The sequence below is a fragment of the Streptomyces sp. NPDC051677 genome (assembly GCF_044453465.1).
In the GTDB taxonomy this organism is placed as follows: Bacteria; Actinomycetota; Actinomycetes; order Streptomycetales; family Streptomycetaceae; genus Streptomyces.
Genome location: NZ_JBITCT010000018.1, coordinates 20597 through 35571 on the forward strand (window position 1 = coordinate 20597; position 14975 = coordinate 35571).

General features: G+C 68.9%; 15 protein-coding genes and 1 tRNA gene. 7 read left to right on the plus strand and 9 right to left on the minus strand.

The window, feature by feature from the left end; genetic code table 11:
- The first annotated feature begins 208 nt into the window (after window positions 1-208).
- The gene (locus tag ACIBAF_RS22160; RefSeq protein ID WP_399465011.1) at window positions 209-2632 is read left to right on the plus strand and encodes a transglycosylase domain-containing protein; all 2424 of its coding nucleotides are present in this window, start codon (window positions 209-211) and stop codon (window positions 2630-2632) included.
- 156 nt (window positions 2633-2788) lie between these two features.
- Here ACIBAF_RS22160 and ACIBAF_RS22165 read toward each other — a convergent pair whose 3' ends face one another.
- On the minus strand, window positions 2789-3091 hold the full coding sequence (locus tag ACIBAF_RS22165) for a co-chaperone GroES (protein WP_244373722.1): 303 nt from the start codon (window positions 3089-3091) through the stop codon (window positions 2789-2791).
- Between the two features lie 122 nt (window positions 3092-3213).
- Window positions 3214-3543, minus strand: coding sequence for a DUF3618 domain-containing protein (locus ACIBAF_RS22170; RefSeq protein ID WP_399465013.1), 330 nt, complete (start codon window positions 3541-3543; stop codon window positions 3214-3216).
- 94 nt (window positions 3544-3637) lie between these two features.
- Here ACIBAF_RS22170 and bcp point away from each other — a divergent pair, with 94 nt between their 5' ends.
- From bcp to ACIBAF_RS22185, 3 genes are all read left to right on the plus strand, one after another.
- The gene (gene bcp, locus ACIBAF_RS22175; RefSeq protein ID WP_399465014.1) at window positions 3638-4105 is read left to right on the plus strand and encodes a thioredoxin-dependent thiol peroxidase; all 468 of its coding nucleotides are present in this window, start codon (window positions 3638-3640) and stop codon (window positions 4103-4105) included.
- 139 nt (window positions 4106-4244) lie between these two features.
- Entirely contained in the window at window positions 4245-5267 is a 1023-nt protein-coding gene (locus tag ACIBAF_RS22180; RefSeq protein WP_399465016.1) for an HNH endonuclease signature motif containing protein, read from the plus strand.
- Between the two features lie 55 nt (window positions 5268-5322).
- Window positions 5323-5407, plus strand: a tRNA-Leu gene (locus ACIBAF_RS22185).
- A 54-nt stretch (window positions 5408-5461) separates the two neighbouring features.
- Here ACIBAF_RS22185 and rdgB read toward each other — a convergent pair.
- The 4 genes from rdgB to ACIBAF_RS22205 form a co-directional block, all read right to left on the minus strand.
- Window positions 5462-6064 (minus strand): RdgB/HAM1 family non-canonical purine NTP pyrophosphatase, encoded by a 603-nt coding sequence (rdgB, locus tag ACIBAF_RS22190; protein WP_399465017.1) that lies wholly within the window; start codon window positions 6062-6064, stop codon window positions 5462-5464.
- A 34-nt stretch (window positions 6065-6098) separates the two neighbouring features.
- Window positions 6099-6515 carry a hypothetical protein gene (locus ACIBAF_RS22195; RefSeq protein ID WP_399465018.1) on the minus strand — a complete coding sequence of 139 codons (417 nt, stop codon included), beginning with the start codon at window positions 6513-6515 and terminating at the stop codon, window positions 6099-6101.
- A gap of 125 nt (window positions 6516-6640) precedes the next feature.
- Window positions 6641-7378 carry a ribonuclease PH gene (gene rph, locus ACIBAF_RS22200; RefSeq protein ID WP_079661972.1) on the minus strand — a complete coding sequence of 246 codons (738 nt, stop codon included), beginning with the start codon at window positions 7376-7378 and terminating at the stop codon, window positions 6641-6643.
- Window positions 7379-7455: 77 nt separating this feature from the next.
- Entirely contained in the window at window positions 7456-7689 is a 234-nt protein-coding gene (locus tag ACIBAF_RS22205; RefSeq protein WP_399465019.1) for a glucose PTS transporter subunit EIIB, read from the minus strand.
- A gap of 196 nt (window positions 7690-7885) precedes the next feature.
- Between ACIBAF_RS22205 and ACIBAF_RS22210 the strand changes: the two genes are divergently transcribed.
- Together ACIBAF_RS22210 and ACIBAF_RS22215 are read left to right on the plus strand one after the other, a co-directional pair.
- The gene (locus ACIBAF_RS22210) at window positions 7886-9187 is read left to right on the plus strand and encodes a PTS transporter subunit EIIC (protein ID WP_399465021.1); all 1302 of its coding nucleotides are present in this window, start codon (window positions 7886-7888) and stop codon (window positions 9185-9187) included.
- Window positions 9188-9301: 114 nt separating this feature from the next.
- The gene (locus tag ACIBAF_RS22215; RefSeq protein ID WP_399465022.1) at window positions 9302-10552 is read left to right on the plus strand and encodes a PTS transporter subunit EIIC; all 1251 of its coding nucleotides are present in this window, start codon (window positions 9302-9304) and stop codon (window positions 10550-10552) included.
- A 92-nt stretch (window positions 10553-10644) separates the two neighbouring features.
- On the opposite strand, the gene ACIBAF_RS22220 is transcribed toward ACIBAF_RS22215, so the two are convergent.
- Window positions 10645-11397, minus strand: a complete 753-nt coding sequence (locus ACIBAF_RS22220) for an MBL fold metallo-hydrolase (RefSeq protein WP_399465024.1) — start codon at window positions 11395-11397, stop codon at window positions 10645-10647.
- A gap of 269 nt (window positions 11398-11666) precedes the next feature.
- Here ACIBAF_RS22220 and ACIBAF_RS22225 point away from each other — a divergent pair, with 269 nt between their 5' ends.
- On the plus strand, window positions 11667-12161 hold the full coding sequence (locus ACIBAF_RS22225) for a type II toxin-antitoxin system PemK/MazF family toxin (protein ID WP_399465025.1): 495 nt from the start codon (window positions 11667-11669) through the stop codon (window positions 12159-12161).
- A 15-nt stretch (window positions 12162-12176) separates the two neighbouring features.
- On the opposite strand, the gene ACIBAF_RS22230 is transcribed toward ACIBAF_RS22225, so the two are convergent.
- Window positions 12177-12656 carry a hypothetical protein gene (locus tag ACIBAF_RS22230; RefSeq protein ID WP_399465026.1) on the minus strand — a complete coding sequence of 160 codons (480 nt, stop codon included), beginning with the start codon at window positions 12654-12656 and terminating at the stop codon, window positions 12177-12179.
- A gap of 117 nt (window positions 12657-12773) precedes the next feature.
- Window positions 12774-14846, minus strand: coding sequence for a putative Ig domain-containing protein (locus ACIBAF_RS22235; protein WP_399465028.1), 2073 nt, complete (start codon window positions 14844-14846; stop codon window positions 12774-12776).
- Window positions 14847-14975: the final 129 nt, after the last annotated feature.

The window sequence follows — 14975 nt, forward strand, 5'->3', positions numbered from 1 at the left end:
CCTAGTGCGCACCTCCGGTCGCCTGCCACGCGTTTTCCGGGCACGACATGTGACGGAACGCGCGCCGATTGCCGGGAACGGTTCGCACGGTGCAAGAGTCTTCAGCAGGGGGCGCTCAACGCGTACGAGGCGTTAAGAGACGTAAGAGGCTTAAGAGGCTTAAGAGGCGTACGGGAACGTACGACGCGAAACAGGAGTCCTGCAACACATGAGTGACGAGCCGCAGCCGCAGCAGCCGACCGAGGGCTCACCAGGAAGGCCCCAGGCGGGTGACGGAGGAAGTGGCCCGGAAGGCACGGAGGGGAAGAAGGTGAAGCGACCCAAGCGCACCGGCTGGCGCCGCCTCCTGCCGACCTGGCGGATGGTGCTCGGCACGTTCGTCCTCGGCGTCCTGGTGATCGTCGGCCTGTTCTTCCTCGGCTACTCGATGGTCAAGATCCCACCGGCCAACGCGCTCGCCACCAAACAGTCCAACGTCTACCTCTACGCCGACGGCACCGAGATCGCCCGCGACGGCAAGGTCAACCGCGAGAACGTCGCCCTCGCGCAGATCTCCAAGGACGCCCAGCACGCCATCCTGGCCGCCGAGGACCGCGACTTCTACACCGAGTCCGCCATCGACCCCAAGGCGATGCTGCGGGCCGGCTGGAACACCGCCCTCGGCAAGGGCAAGCAGTCGGGCTCCACGATCACCCAGCAGTACGTGAAGAACTACTACCTCGCGCAGGAACAGACCGTCACCCGCAAGGTGAAGGAGTTCTTCATCTCCATCAAGCTGGACCGCGAGACCTCCAAGGACGACATCCTCGAGGGCTACCTCAACACCAGCTACTTCGGCCGCAACGCCTACGGCATGCAGGCCGCCGCCAAGGCCTACTACGGCGTCGACGCGAGCAAGCTCACCCCCGCCCAGGGCGCCTACCTCGCCGCGCTGGTCAACGCGCCCAGCGAGTACGACGTCATCGCCCACCCCGAGAACAAGGCCGCCGCCCAGGCCCGCTGGAACTACGTCCTCGACGGCATGGTCACCAAGGGCTGGCTCAGCCAGGCCGCGCGCACCGGCATGAAGTTCCCCACGCCCAAGGAGACCTCCGGCGCCGACACCGGCATGTCCGGCCAGCGCGGCTACCTCGTCAACGCGATCAAGGACTACGTACGCGACAACAAGATCGTCACCCAGGAGGAGCTCGACACCGGCGGCTACCGCATCACCACCACCCTGCAGAAGTCCAAGCAGGACGCCTTCGTCGACGCCGTCAACGACAAGCTGATGGACAAGCTCGACCCGAAGGAACGCAAGGTCGACTCCTACGTCCGCGCGGGCGGCGCCGCCGTCGACCCCAAGACCGGCAAGGTCCTCGCCCTGTACGGCGGCATCGACTACGTCAAGCAGTACACCAACAACGCCACCCGCCGGGACTTCCAGGTCGGCTCCACCTTCAAGCCCTTCGTGTTCACCTCGGCCGTCCAGAACGACTCCACCACCCAGGACGGCCGCGGGATCACCCCGAACACGATCTACGACGGCACCAACAAGCGCCCCGTCCAGGGCTGGACCGGCCCCGTCTACGACCCCGAGAACGAGGACTACGTCAACTACGGCAACATCAACGTGCGCACCGCCACCGACAAGTCGGTCAACTCGGTGTACGCGCAGATGGCCGTCGACGTCGGTCCCTCCAAGGTCAAGCAGACCGCGATCGACCTCGGCCTGCCCACCGCCACCCCCGACCTCCAGCCCTACCCCTCCATCGCCCTCGGCACGGCCAACGCCAGCGTCCTGGACATGGCGGAGGCGTACGCCACCCTCGCCAACCACGGCAAGCACGGCGTGTACACGCTGATCGACAAGGTCACCAAGGACGGCTCCGACGTCATGGAGCTGCCCAAGACCAAGGCCTCCCAGGTCGTCAGCCGCGAGGCCGCCGACACCACGACCGCCATGCTGCAGAGCGTCGTCGAGAACGGCACCGCCACCGAGGCCCAGGCCGCCGGCCGCCCCACCGCCGGCAAGACCGGCACCGCCGAGGACGACCAGGCCGCCTGGTTCGCCGGCTACACCCCCGACCTCGCCACCGTCGTCGCCGTCATGGGCCAGGACCCGCAGACCGCCCACCACAAGTCCCTCAAGGGCGTCATGGGCCTGCCCCGCATCAACGGCGGCGGCGCGCCCACCCAGATCTGGGCCCAGTTCACCAAGAACGCCCTGAAGGGCGCCCCCGTCTCGGACTTCGACCTCAAGGTCCAGGAAGGCGGCGGGGAGTCCGCCTACCCGTCCACCCCGCCCTCCTCCGAAGACGACACCTCCCGCGACACGGACGACGACGGCACCACCGGCGACACCACCAAGGGCCAGACGCAGGGCCAGGGCGAGACCCCCGGCCAGACCAACGGCGCCACGACGAACGGCACCACGACCGGGAACACCGCCGGCCCGTCGACGACGGGCGGCACGCCCACCGCCGACGGCGGCACCACGACCGGGACCGCGGACGGCGGCACGGGCGACGGCGGCACGGGCGACGGGGGGACGGGCGACGGCGGCGCGACCACCGACGGCGCGACCGGAGACCCCGGCACCTCGTCGGGCACGACAGCCGGCCCCCAGCTGACGTCCACCGGCTGGGACTGACCTCAGCGCCCGTCCAATAAAACAAGGGCAGAAAAGCGACGGCAGAAAGGGCCGGTGACGATGGTCACCGGCCCTTTCTGCCGTCGTTCACAGGCTTCTGGAGGTTCTGTCCGGAGGTTCTGTCCGGAGGTTCTGTCCGGAGGCTCCTGAAGGTTTCTAGAGGTACAGGCCGGTGGTGTCCTCGGACCCCTCGAACCGGTCCGCCGCCACCGCGTGCAGATCCCGCTCCCGCATCAGCACATACGCGACGCCCCGCACCTCGACCTCCGCGCGGTCCTCCGGGTCGTACAGCACCCGGTCCCCCGGCTCCACGGTCCGTACGTTCTGCCCCACCGCGACGACCTCCGCCCAGGCCAGCCGACGACCCACGGCCGCGGTGGCGGGAATCAGAATGCCGCCACCCGACCGCCGCTCGCCCTCGCCGGTCTCCTGCTTCACGAGCACACGGTCGTGCAGCATCCGGATGGGCAGCTTGTCGTGCTGGGAACCCTGGTCGTTTCTGTTGGCGCTCACACCACTGAACCTACCTGCCCGAAGCGGATCCGTGAGCGAGCGGGGTGCACGCGCGGGGGCGCCCGGTCTCAGCCCCTGCGGCGCCGCCCGCTCAGCGCGAGCAGCCCCACGACCCCGACGACCACGAGCGCCACGGGCACGACCCGCTCCAGCCGAGGCGCGCCCTCGCCGTCCACGAACTGCGCCCGCACCTCGGTCACGGCCCGGTTGACCTGCACATAGGCCTTCCCCAGGGTGTGATCGACGTTGGCGACGACCTTCGCCTTGGCGTCCCCGACGATGGTCTTCGGATGCACCCGCACCCCGATCTCGTCCAGCGTCTCCGCCAGCACCTCGCGGCGGGCCCTGATGTCCGCCTCGATCTGCGCCGGGGTTCTGGTGTCCGACGTCTCCGCCACGGTAAGGCCTCCGAAGTCAGCTGTGTCTTGTTCCGCACAGTCTGTCAGCTCCGCCCGTCACCGCACTGTCAGGACCCCCGGTTACGCTGGACCGATGAGCGAGCGACTCCAGCCCGGGGACGTGGCCCCCGCCTTCACCCTCCCGGACGCCGACGGCAACGAGGTGTCCCTGTCGGACCACAAGGGCCGCAAGGTCATCGTCTACTTCTACCCGGCCGCCCTGACCCCCGGCTGCACGAAGCAGGCCTGCGACTTCACCGACAACCTCGAACTCCTGACCGGCGCCGGGTACGACGTCATCGGCATCTCCCCGGACAGCCCCGAGAAGCTGGGCAAGTTCCGCGACAAGGAGTCCCTGAAGGTCACCCTCCTGGCCGACCCCGAGAAGACCGTCACCGAGGCCTATGCCGCGTACGGCGAGAAGAAGAACTACGGCAAGACGTACATGGGCGTCATCCGCTCCACGATCGTGGTCGACGAGCAGGGCAAGGTCGAACGAGCTTTGTACAACGTCCGCGCGACGGGCCACGTAGCCAAGATCATCAAGGACCTGGGCATCTGAGCCCACCTCCACCTGCCGACGAGCGGCCCGCACCGGAATCCCCGGCCGCGGGCCGCTCGCCCGTTTCGGGCGTGACTGTCCGATAAGCGGTTCGTTACTCCGTACGGGCCACGAACGGGTGGCCGGAGACGGAGGGGGCATGAACGTGCGGAACGCGGCCGAACGATCGGACACATACAGCAAAGAGAGGCTCGCCCCGGAGATTGCCGAGGCGCGCAACTGGGCCGACCTGATGCGACGGCTCGACCTCAAGCCGAGCGGCGGCCAACGGCGGGTATTGCAGGAGCACGTCACACGGCACGGATTGGATACGAACCACTTCGTCAAGCGCAGCCCGTGGCGTAAACATCCTGACGCCGCTATCGCGGAAGCCGCCGCCTCATCGGCCTCTCTACGGGAAGTCGCCCTGAAACTGGGTGCCGCCCCCGCAACAGGGACGCTTTCCCATATCCGACGCCGCATCGATGTAGCCGGCATCGACATCAGCCATTTCCCCGGCATCGACCGCCCTGACTTGGACCTGCCCTTCACTCCGGAGGAACTCCGCGCGGCCGCAGCCACAGCCACGAGTGTGCGTGGCGTGGCACGAGTACTGGGTGTCCCCGATGACAGCAGATCCCGGGCGACATTGAGCCGCATGCTGGCCGACCAACACATTGACGTCGGCCACTTCTCTCATCGACGGGCGACCGTCCCCGAGGACGAGTTGCGGAGCCTCGTACGCACCTCCACCAGCTACGCCGAGGTCATGCGCGGTCTCGGCATGAACGTCAACGACACCAATCACCGGCGCGTACGGCGCACCGCCTCCCGCCTCGGTCTCGACACCAGCCACTTCAAGCGCCGGTCCTGGGGGCGACCCGAGCGCCCCGCACCCCTACCGATCGCACAACGGGTGCTGGTCGTCCTGCCGAAGCATGCCGGACGAACCAACAGGGACCGGCTTCACCAGGCCCTGACGGAAATCGGGGTGCCGTACGCGTGTGCGGAGTGCGGCAACCCTGGTGAGTGGCGGGGTCGCCCGATCACCTTGCAGATCGACCACGTCAACGGCGACTGGCGGGACAATCGCGAAAAGAACCTTCGCTACTTGTGCCCCAATTGCCATGCGCTGACGGAGACGTGGTGTCGCCGGAAGCGCAGAGTCCCACTCGCCGGGTGACGTGGCAGGCCCGTACACTGAGTGCCGCCGGTCGAGCACAATGACCGTTTTTTGAGCGGCCGTGGCGAAACAGGCAGCACGCGCGGGCCTTAGAAGCCCGTGGGAGAAATCCCGTGAGGGTTCGAATCCCTCCGGCCGCACATCAAACGGCCTGCGAATCGAAGGTTAGGTTTGCAGGCCGTTTCCGTGCCCGCTCAGCCCAACAGCTCCCGGACCACCGGTACCAAGCCCCTGAACGCCTTGCCGCGGTGGCTGATCGCGTTCTTTTCCGTCGGCGTCAGTTCCGCGCAGGTGCGGGTGTCGCCGTCCGGCTGGAGGATCGGGTCGTAGCCGAAGCCGTTCGTGCCGGTCGGGGTGTGGCGGAGTACGCCTCTCAGGCGGCCCTCGACCACCCTCTCCCTTCCGTCCGGCAGCGCAAGTGCCGCCGCGCAGGCGAAGTGGGCGCCCCGGTGTTCGTCCGCGATGTCGGACAGTTGGGCCAGGAGGAGTTCCAGGTTGGCCTTGTCGTCGCCGTGGGCGCCGGACCAGCGGGCCGAGAAGATGCCGGGTGCGCCGCCCAGGACGTCGACGCAGAGGCCCGAGTCGTCGGCGATCGCCGGGAGGCCTGTGGCCTGGGCCAGGGCATGGGCCTTGAGGAGGGCGTTCTCGGCGAACGTCACTCCTGTTTCCTTGACGTCGGGGATCTCGGGGTAGGCGTCCGCGCCGACGAGGTCGTGCGGCAGGCCTGCGTCGGCGAGGATCGACCTGAGTTCGGTGATCTTTCCGGCGTTGCGGGTGGCGAGGATCAGGCGGGTCATGGCCCCCAGTATCCCGAGTTCCGCCGGCCAGGCCCTACGGGGTGCAGACCTTCGTGAGTTCGCCCGCTGCGTCGGTGACCGGGCTGAGGTCGGGGGTGTTGTCGCCGTTCTTGACGGACGTGCGGACGTTGTCCACGGCCTTGCGGAGGTCGTCTACGGCCTTGTTGACGTCGGCGTTGTCCGTCTTGTCGCCTATCTGGTCGAGGTTGTTCTCGATGGAGGTCAGTGACTCCTGCGTCTGCGTGGGGTCGTTCGCGGCGTTCTCCACGGCCTGCTGGAGGTCGGTGACGCTGTCGGCGATGGAGTCGGCGGTCTGGACGCAGTCCAGGGCCTTGTTGACCGCGTCGCAGCCGGTCGCCGTCAGTCCCACGGTGAGGGCGACGGCCGCCGCGGCGGTGGCGATGACGGTACGGCGACGCCGGTGCGGGCGTGGGCTCGCGGCCGTGGACATAACTGTGTTCTCCCCTTGGTCAGGCCCAGGAGGCCCCCGTTGACGTACGTACTGCCCAAGACGCCCGGGCGGGCGGGCCGGTTGCTCGCGCCCGCCGCCCCGTTGGCGCTTCCTTGGTGCTCCCTTTACTTTTCCAGGACCGTATCAAGTGCCGTGCGCTGCAGGACAGTGAGTTCCGCGCAGCCGGAAACGGCCAGGTCGAGAAGGGAGTTGAGCTCCTCGCGGGCGAACGGTTCGGCTTCGGCGGTGCCTTGGACCTCGACGAAGCGGCCGTCGCCGGTGCAGACGACGTTCATGTCGGTCTCGGCGCGGACGTCTTCCTCGTAGCGGAGGTCCAGCAGGGGCACCCCTCCCACGATGCCGACCGAGACCGCGGACACGGTGCCGGTGAGCGGCTGCCGTCCGGCCTTGATCAGCTTCTTGCCCTGGGCCCAGGTGATCGCGTCGGCGAGCGCCACGTACGCGCCGGTGATGGCGGCCGTGCGGGTGCCGCCGTCGGCCTGGAGGACGTCGCAGTCGAGGACGATGGTGTTCTCGCCGAGCGCCTTGTAGTCGATCACCGCGCGCAGGGAGCGGCCGATGAGGCGGGAGATCTCGTGGGTGCGGCCGCCGATCTTGCCGCGGACGGACTCGCGGTCGCCGCGGGTGTTGGTGGCGCGGGGCAGCATGGAGTACTCCGCGGTGACCCAGCCCTCGCCGCTGCCCTTGCGCCAGCGGGGGACGCCTTCGGTGACGGAGGCGGTGCAGAAGACCTTCGTGTCGCCGAAGGAGACGAGGACGGAGCCCTCGGCGTGCTTGCTCCAACCGCGTTCGATCGTCACGGGGCGGAGCTGTTCGGGGGTGCGGCCGTCGATTCGAGACATGGCGCTGAGCCTAGCCGCAGCGGCGGAAGGGGCTCCTCCCACGGTGGGAAGAGCCCCTGACGGGTGAGCGCGGGGGCTCACATCATGTCTTCGATCTCCGCGGCGATGGGGTCGGCGTCGGTGCCGATGACGACCTGGATGGCAGTGCCCATCTTGACGACGCCGTGGGCGCCGGCGGCCTTCAGGGCGGCTTCGTCGACCTTGGTCGCGTCGACGACCTCGGTGCGCAGGCGGGTGATGCAGCCCTCGATCTCTTCGATGTTGTCGAGACCGCCGAGTCCGGCGACGATCTTCTCAGCCTTGGTGGCCATGTTCCGTCTCCCTGAATTCCCTGATGCGAACCGCGGTCCGAACCGTCGTGCGAGCCGCCGCACGGACCGCTTTGTCGCAGTAACCCACAGTTGGCCCAATTTCGCGAGCGATTGTTTCGTGTGTGACCGACGATGACGTCACGCAGCCCAATCGTCCGTAGCTGGTCTACACCACCTGACAGGCGGTCGCCAAACGATGAGTTCCGAGAGCGCCGCGCCCGAGGCCCGCCCCGCCCCCCGGCGCTGGCACGGCGTGTATCAGGGGCTGCAGAAGATGGGGCGCAGTCTGCAGCTGCCGATCGCGGTGCTGCCGGCCGCGGGCATCCTCAACCGGCTCGGTCAGCCTGATGTGTTCGGGGACGACGGGCTGGGGTGGACGGACGTCTCGAAGGTGATGGCCGGCGCGGGCGGTGCGCTGCTCAACTCCGAGTTGGGGCTGCCGATGCTGTTCTGCGTGGGTGTGGCCATCGGGATGGCGAAGAAGGCGGACGGTTCGACGGCGCTGGCGGCGGTGGCCGGGTTCCTCGTCTACTACAACGTGCTGCGCCAGTTCCCGAAGGACTGTCCCGCCGGGTCGAAGGCCGTCCCCAACATCGGCTGCATCGCGACGGTCGACCAGACGGTGACGGCGTTCACGTTCCAGAACCCCGGGGTGTTCGGCGGGATCGTGATGGGGCTGCTGTCGGCGTTCTTCTGGCAGCGCTATCACCGGACGAAGCTGGTGGACTGGCTCGGCTTCTTCAACGGGCGGCGGCTGGTGCCGATCATCATGTCGTTCGTGGCCATCGGGTTCGCCGCGCTGTGTCTGTGGATCTGGCCTCCGATCGGCGACGGTCTGGAGAGTTTCAGCGACTGGCTGGACGGGCTGGACGCGTGGGGTGCGGGCATCTTCGGCGTTGCGAACCGTGCGCTGCTCGTCATCGGCCTGCACCAGTTCCTGAACGTGCCCATCTGGTTCCAGTTCGGCAGTTACACCAAGCCGGACGGGACGGTCGTGCACGGTGACATCAACATGTTCCTGGCGGGCGACCCGGACGCGGGGCAGTTCACGTCCGGTTTCTTTCCGATCATGATGTTCGCGCTGCCCGCGGCGGCGCTCGCGATCACGCACTGCGCGCGGCCGGAGCGCCGTAAGGAGATCGGCGGTCTGATGCTGTCGGTGGCGCTGACGTCGTTCGTCACGGGGATCACCGAGCCGATCGAGTACTCGTTCCTGTTCGTCGCGCCGGCGTTGTACGCGGTGCACGCGGTGCTGACGGGGGTGTCGATGGCGGTGACGTGGGGGCTCGGCGTGCACGACGGTTTCAGTTTCTCGGCCGGGCTCATCGACTACGTCATCAACTGGAACCTGGCGACGAAGCCGTGGGCGATCGTCCCGATCGGTCTGTGTTTCGCCGCCGTCTACTACGTGATCTTCCGTTTCGCGATCACGAGGTTCGACCTGAAAACGCCGGGGCGGGAGCGGGAGGAGGAACGGGAGGACGTCACGAAGGCGTAGCCGAAAGTAGCGGGATCGTCACGGGAGCCCGGCGGGTTCCTTATGTCTTCTTCATCTGCTACAACATGGTCTACACCACTGAGTGGTGTAGACCATCACCCAGATGGAGGAACCATGACCACCGCCACCGCGCCATCGGCGGCACCCGCGAAGAAGCGGGGATCCGGCCTGCTCCAAGGCCTGCAGAAGGTCGGCCGCAGCCTTCAGCTTCCCATCGCCGTGCTCCCGGCGGCGGGTATCCTGCTCCGCCTCGGCCAGACGGACGTGCAAGACAAGCTCCACCTGCCCGACAAGGTCACGGCGGTGTTCGCCACGGCCGGCGGGGCCATCTTCGACAACCTCCCGATGCTGTTCTGTATCGGCGTCGCGATCGGTTTCGCCAAGAAGGCGGACGGTTCGACCGCCCTCGCCGCGCTGGTGGGCTTCCTGGTCTACAGCAATGTGCTGAAGGCGTTCCCGGTCACCGAGGCGAAGGTCCAGGCGGGCGCCGACATAGCCGCGACCTACAACAACCCCGGTGTCTTCGGCGGCATCCTGGTGGGTCTGCTGTCGGCCGTGCTGTGGCAGCGGTACCACCGCAAGAAGCTGGTCGACTGGCTCGGCTTCTTCAACGGCCGCCGGCTGGTGCCGATCATCATGGCGTTCGTCGGCACGTTCATGGGCGTCTTCTTCGGCCTCGTCTGGAAGCCGATCGGCGAGGGCATCTCGGACGTCGGCGAGTGGGTCACCGGTCTCGGGGCCTTCGGCGCCGGGCTGTTCGGTCTGATCAACCGCGCGCTGATCCCGGTCGGCATGCACCAGTTCGTGAACTCGGTCGCCTGGTTCCAGCTCGGTGACTTCAAGGAGGCCTCCGGCGACATCGTCCACGGTGACCTCACCCGCTTCTTCGCCGGGGACCCGACCGCCGGTCAGTTCATGTCGGGCTTCTTCCCGATCATGATGTTCGGTCTGCCGGCCGCCGCGCTCGCCATCGCCCACACCGCCCGTCCCGAGCGCCGCAAGGCCGTGCTGGGCATGATGATCTCGGTCGCGCTGACCTCGTTCGTGACCGGTGTGACCGAGCCGATCGAGTTCTCGTTCATGTTCATCGCGCCGGTGCTGTACGCGATCCACGCGGTGCTGACGGCGCTGTCCATGGCGATCACCTGGGCCCTCGGCGTCCACGCGGGCTTCACGTTCTCCGCGGGCTTCATCGACTACGCCCTGAACTGGAACCTGGCCACCAAGCCCTGGTTGATCATCCCGATCGGTCTGGTCTTCGGCGCCGTCTACTACTTCGGCTTCCGCTTCGCCATCACCAAGTGGAACCTCCCCACCCCGGGCCGCGAGCCCGAGGAGGAGGTCGAGGATCTCACCAAGGCGTAGGCGCCGTTCCACAGCCGCTGCGCACACGAAGGCCCCCGGAGCCCTGAACTGCTCCGGGGGCCTCGTCGTGTGCGACGTGCGGGTACGGCGTGCTAGATGTCGTACGACTTCCGCGGCGCCGCCAGCTCCACCGGACCGTCGAACACCGCTTGGGCGTCCGCCAGGTTGATCTGGGGGTCGGTCCACGGCGGGATGTGGGTCAGCACCAGCTTGCGCGCACCCGCCCGGCTCGCCGCCTCGCCCGCCTCACGGCCGTTGAGGTGCAGGTCGGGGATGTTCTCCTTGCCGTGGGTGAAGGCGGCTTCGCACAGGAACAGGTCGGTGTCGCGGGCGAGTTCCTCCAGCGCCGGGCTGACGCCGGTGTCGCCGGAGTAGGTCAGCGACCGGCCGCCGTGCTCGACGCGGATGCCGTACGCCTCCACCGGGTGCGCCACGCGTTCGGTGTGCACGGTGAACGGGCCGATGTCGAAGGTGGACGGCTTGACCGTGTGGAAGTCGAAGACCTCGCTCATGGAGGAGGCCGACGGGGTGTCGGCGTAGGCCGTGGTCAGGCGGTGCTCCGTGCCTTCCGGGCCGTAGACCGGGATCGGGGCGCAGCGCCCGCCGTCGTGCCGGTAGTAGCGTGCGACGAAGTACGCGCACATGTCGATGCAGTGGTCGGCGTGCAGATGACTCAGGAAGATCGCGTCGAGGTCGTAGAGACCGCAGTGGCGCTGCAGCTCGCCCAGGGCGCCGTTGCCCATGTCGAGCAGCAGCCGGAAGCCGTCGGCCTCGACGAGGTAGCTCGAGCAGGCCGATTCCGCGGACGGGAACGACCCCGAGCAGCCGACGACGGTGAGCTTCATGAAACAGAAACCTCCGCTGGCGGGAAACCCAGAGGTACCGAGAAGTACCGGGAAGGATCCGGGGGACGGGTCGGGAACGAATGATCGTCAAATGGGGCGACAGGTGTCGTGCGGTCCGTCGAGCGTAAGGCGCAAAACCCCGGGTCGCTCCTCCGCCAGGGGCCGTTGTGGGCGAACTCACCTGTGGTGTCACCGGTTCGGCTGGACCGGGGGCGTGTGAGGCGGGCGAAGGGCGCGCGATGGTGGGCGCGCGCCGGTAACGTCGTCGTATGGACACGTCCTGGTGGCTCGCGCTCGCGGCGGTGGTACTGCTCGCGGTCGTCGCCACGCTCGTGGACGGCTGGGGGCGGGGGCATCGGCAGCAGCGGCAGCAGCGGCGCAGGACCCGTCCGCCGGGGCGGCCCGCCCAGCGCGCGACGGGCCGGGCGACGCGGGGTCGCGGCGTCGTCGCGGGGCATCCTCAGCCCGCGGAGATCTGGTGGGCGGACGTGCCGTTCGAGGACGGGCCGGGGGCCAAGGACCGGCCGTGTCTGGTGCTGATGGTGCGCGGGGACCGGGTGACCGTCGCGAAGATCACCAGCAAGTACCACGACGAGCGGGCCGGGGTGATCCCGCTGCCGCCGGGCGCCGTCGGGGACGCGCAGGGGCGGCCGAGTTTCCTGGAGACCGACGAGCTGCGCCAGGTCCCGGTGCGGGACTTCCGGCGCCGGGTGGGCGTGATGGACCCGGTCCTGTGGGACCAGGTCCGCCACCTGGCCGACTGAGGCCGAGCCCGCTCCTCACCGCTTCACGGTCACGGTGACGCTCCATTCCTTGACGCCTTTGCAGGACACCTGACCCTGGCCGGTGGGTGCGGCGCACAACGGGCGGGTGGCGGTGAGGCGGGCGGTGCCGGCGGCCACCGCGTCGTAGGCGGCGAGGGCGTCGCCCGGCGGGGTGCCGATGCCCGCGTTGGTCGCCTTGAGGACGTCCCCGGCAGCGGGGACGGCGGTCCAGGGGCGGGCCTCGGTGCCGTCCAGGTCGAGGCGCACCTGCCCGCCCACATTCAGACAGACCGTACGGCCGTCGTCGGCGGCGGTGAGCTGCGCGGGCGTCGGCTTCGACGCCGTGCAGTCCTGGTCGGCGGCCGTCGGGGGCGTCGTGGTCGGGGCCGTGGAGACCGAGCGGTCGTGGTTCTCGGCGCCGCAGCCCGCGAGGAGGAACGCCGCCGCCGTGAGGGCCGCGACGGCGGTCGTGCGGTGGAACGTCGTACGGCGCATGGGGTCGCCGCCTTCCTGCTGTCGGGGAGGGGGGAGGTGCCCGGACTCCGGTGTGACGTTTCTCCGGAGCATCCGGATCCCTCGCCTCACCCCCACCCCCACCCCTCCCGCGCAGGATCAGCCGGTCGTCACCGCCGTGTCGTCGACGACGAAGCTGGTCTGGAGCGAGGAGTCCTCTGCGCCGGTGAACTTCAGCGTGACCGTGGAGCCCGCGTACGAGGACAGGTCCAGGGACTTCTGGCTGTAGCCGGTGGCCGCGTTGAGGTTGGAGTAGGTCGCCAGGGTCGTCGAGCCCGCGGTGACCGTCAGCTTGTCGTAGGCGGTGCTGGTGGAGGTCTCCGCGCTGTCGACGTGCAGGTAGAAGGTGAACGTCGCCTTGCAGCCGCTCGGGACGGTCACCGACTGGGACAGCGTGTCGGTGTGGCTGGAGCCGTAGCCGTCGAGCCATGCCTTGTAGGAGCCGGCGTGCGCCGCCTCACTGCTGGAGTCGGTGATGACGCCCGAGCTGGCGGTCCACGTGGTGTTGCCGGACTCGAAGCCCGGGTTGCCCAGGAGCTGCGCCGAGGTGCAGGTGCCGCCGCCGGAGGTGCTCACCGTCCAGGTGAAGGAGGCCGAGCCGGACGCGCCGGTGCTGTCGGAGGCGGTGACGGTGACGGAGTACGTGCCCGCCGTGCTCGCCGTGCCGGAGATCAGTCCGGTCGAGCTGCTGATCGACAGGCCGGTCGGCAGGCCGGACGCACTGTAGGCGAGGGTCGCGCCCGCGCTGTCACTGGCGCTGATCTGCAGGCTGACCGAGCTGCCGGTGGTCGTGGAGCGGCTGCCGGGGTTGGTGACGGTCACCGAGTTGCCGGTGGAAGTGCCGGAGGTGAAGGCGGCGGTGCCGTTGGGGGTGCCCCAGCCGGTGGGGCCGTCGTAGCCGGCGCCGGCGGTGCAGAAGTACGAGGTCGAGCAGGAGCCGTTGTTGCCGCTGGTGACGTCGTACAGGCTGCTCGTGTGGGCGTAGGGGTACTTCGCCGGGTAGTCGGATGTGCCCGGGGTTCCGGCGAGGGCGTACACGCCCGCGATGATGGGCGCGGAGGCGCTGGTGCCGCCGTAGACCGCCCAGCCGGAGCCGCCGTAGGTGTCGTAGACCGCCACGCCGGTGGCCGGGTCGGCGACGGCGGAGACGTCGGCCTCCATGCGCTTGGAGCAGCCGGTGTCGGTCTGCCAGCTCGGCTTGGCGTCGTACGCGGAGCAGCCGGAGCCGGTGCCCTCGGTGCTGGACGTCTTCCACACGGACTCGGTCCAGCCGCGGGAGTTGGAGGAGGCAGACAGCGCGGTGCCGCCGACGGCCGTCACGTACTGGGAGGTCGCCGGGTACTCGGCGCCGTAGGCGGAGTCGCCGGAGGAGACGGTGATGGCGACGCCCGGGTGCTTGAAGTACTGGGTGTCCTCGCTGGTCTGGGCGGAGGACTCGTCGCCGCCCCAGCTGTTGGAGACGACCTTCGCGCCCAGCGCGACGGCCTCGTTCTCGGCGATGCCCAGGTCGGAGTCGGTCGCCGAACTGGCCTCCACGAGGATGATGTTGCAGTTGGGGCAGACGGCGCTGACCATGTCGATGTCCAGCGCCTCCTCACCCGCCCAGCCGGTGTCGTTGGTGGGCAGCGAGGTGGTGGAGCCGGTCTGGCTGACCTGCTTGAAGCAGCCGTTGGCCTTGGTGCAGGCCGAGAGGCCGTACGTCGAGCGGTAGGTGGCGAGGTCGGACGCGGCGTTGGGGTCGTTGTAGGCGTCGACGACGGCGACGGTCAGGCCTGAGCCGCCGGTCGAGGGCAGGTTGTAGGCGCTGTGCAGGTTGGCGGGGCTGAGGCCGGAGGGCGCGGCGGCGGCGAGCGCGGAGGCGAGCTTCTGCTTGATGTCGGTGCGGCGCTGGGCGAAGCAGGACGCGTGGCCGGGCGCGGCGGTGGCGCACAGGCGGGTGGTGGGGACCTGCTGGCCGGCTTTGCCGGTGGGGTGGACGGTCTGCCGCTCGGGGGCGGTGAGGGCCTGTGTGTTCTGGGTGACGCGGGAGGGGTGTGCGGCGGCGGGGGCGGGCTGGGCGCCGGCGGACGGGGCGGCCAGGAGTCCGGCGACGGTGAGGGTGAGGGCGGGCACGGCGACGGTCAGGAGTCTTCGCAGGCTCCGTCTGCCCTTGCTCGGGTGTGACTCACGCATGGGGTGCTGCCTCCATCGGTGGGGTCGAACTGATGGGCAGGCCCGTGACGCGCGTAGCGGCGGCAGCCGCGCAGTCATGAGCATGACATTTCGAACATGGTCGACACCCCGCGTGTCGGGTGAGTGTGA

What these genes read in the sequence shown, in the direction of transcription:
- ACIBAF_RS22160 (WP_399465011.1), top strand. Translation starts at nt 209, where the DNA reads ATGAGTGACGAGCCGCAGCCGCAGCAGCCGACCGAGGGCTCACCAGGA.
- ACIBAF_RS22165 (WP_244373722.1), bottom strand. Translation starts at nt 3,091, where the DNA reads ATGCTGCACGACCGTGTGCTCGTGAAGCAGGAGACCGGCGAGGGCGAG.
- bcp (WP_399465014.1), top strand. Translation starts at nt 3,638, where the DNA reads ATGAGCGAGCGACTCCAGCCCGGGGACGTGGCCCCCGCCTTCACCCTC.
- ACIBAF_RS22180 (WP_399465016.1), top strand. Translation starts at nt 4,245, where the DNA reads ATGAACGTGCGGAACGCGGCCGAACGATCGGACACATACAGCAAAGAG.
- rdgB (WP_399465017.1), bottom strand. Translation starts at nt 6,064, where the DNA reads ATGACCCGCCTGATCCTCGCCACCCGCAACGCCGGAAAGATCACCGAA.
- ACIBAF_RS22195 (WP_399465018.1), bottom strand. Translation starts at nt 6,515, where the DNA reads ATGTCCACGGCCGCGAGCCCACGCCCGCACCGGCGTCGCCGTACCGTC.
- rph (WP_079661972.1), bottom strand. Translation starts at nt 7,378, where the DNA reads ATGTCTCGAATCGACGGCCGCACCCCCGAACAGCTCCGCCCCGTGACG.
- ACIBAF_RS22205 (WP_399465019.1), bottom strand. Translation starts at nt 7,689, where the DNA reads ATGGCCACCAAGGCTGAGAAGATCGTCGCCGGACTCGGCGGTCTCGAC.
- ACIBAF_RS22210 (WP_399465021.1), top strand. Translation starts at nt 7,886, where the DNA reads ATGAGTTCCGAGAGCGCCGCGCCCGAGGCCCGCCCCGCCCCCCGGCGC.
- ACIBAF_RS22215 (WP_399465022.1), top strand. Translation starts at nt 9,302, where the DNA reads ATGACCACCGCCACCGCGCCATCGGCGGCACCCGCGAAGAAGCGGGGA.
- ACIBAF_RS22220 (WP_399465024.1), bottom strand. Translation starts at nt 11,397, where the DNA reads ATGAAGCTCACCGTCGTCGGCTGCTCGGGGTCGTTCCCGTCCGCGGAA.
- ACIBAF_RS22225 (WP_399465025.1), top strand. Translation starts at nt 11,667, where the DNA reads ATGGACACGTCCTGGTGGCTCGCGCTCGCGGCGGTGGTACTGCTCGCG.
- ACIBAF_RS22230 (WP_399465026.1), bottom strand. Translation starts at nt 12,656, where the DNA reads ATGCGCCGTACGACGTTCCACCGCACGACCGCCGTCGCGGCCCTCACG.
- ACIBAF_RS22235 (WP_399465028.1), bottom strand. Translation starts at nt 14,846, where the DNA reads ATGCGTGAGTCACACCCGAGCAAGGGCAGACGGAGCCTGCGAAGACTC.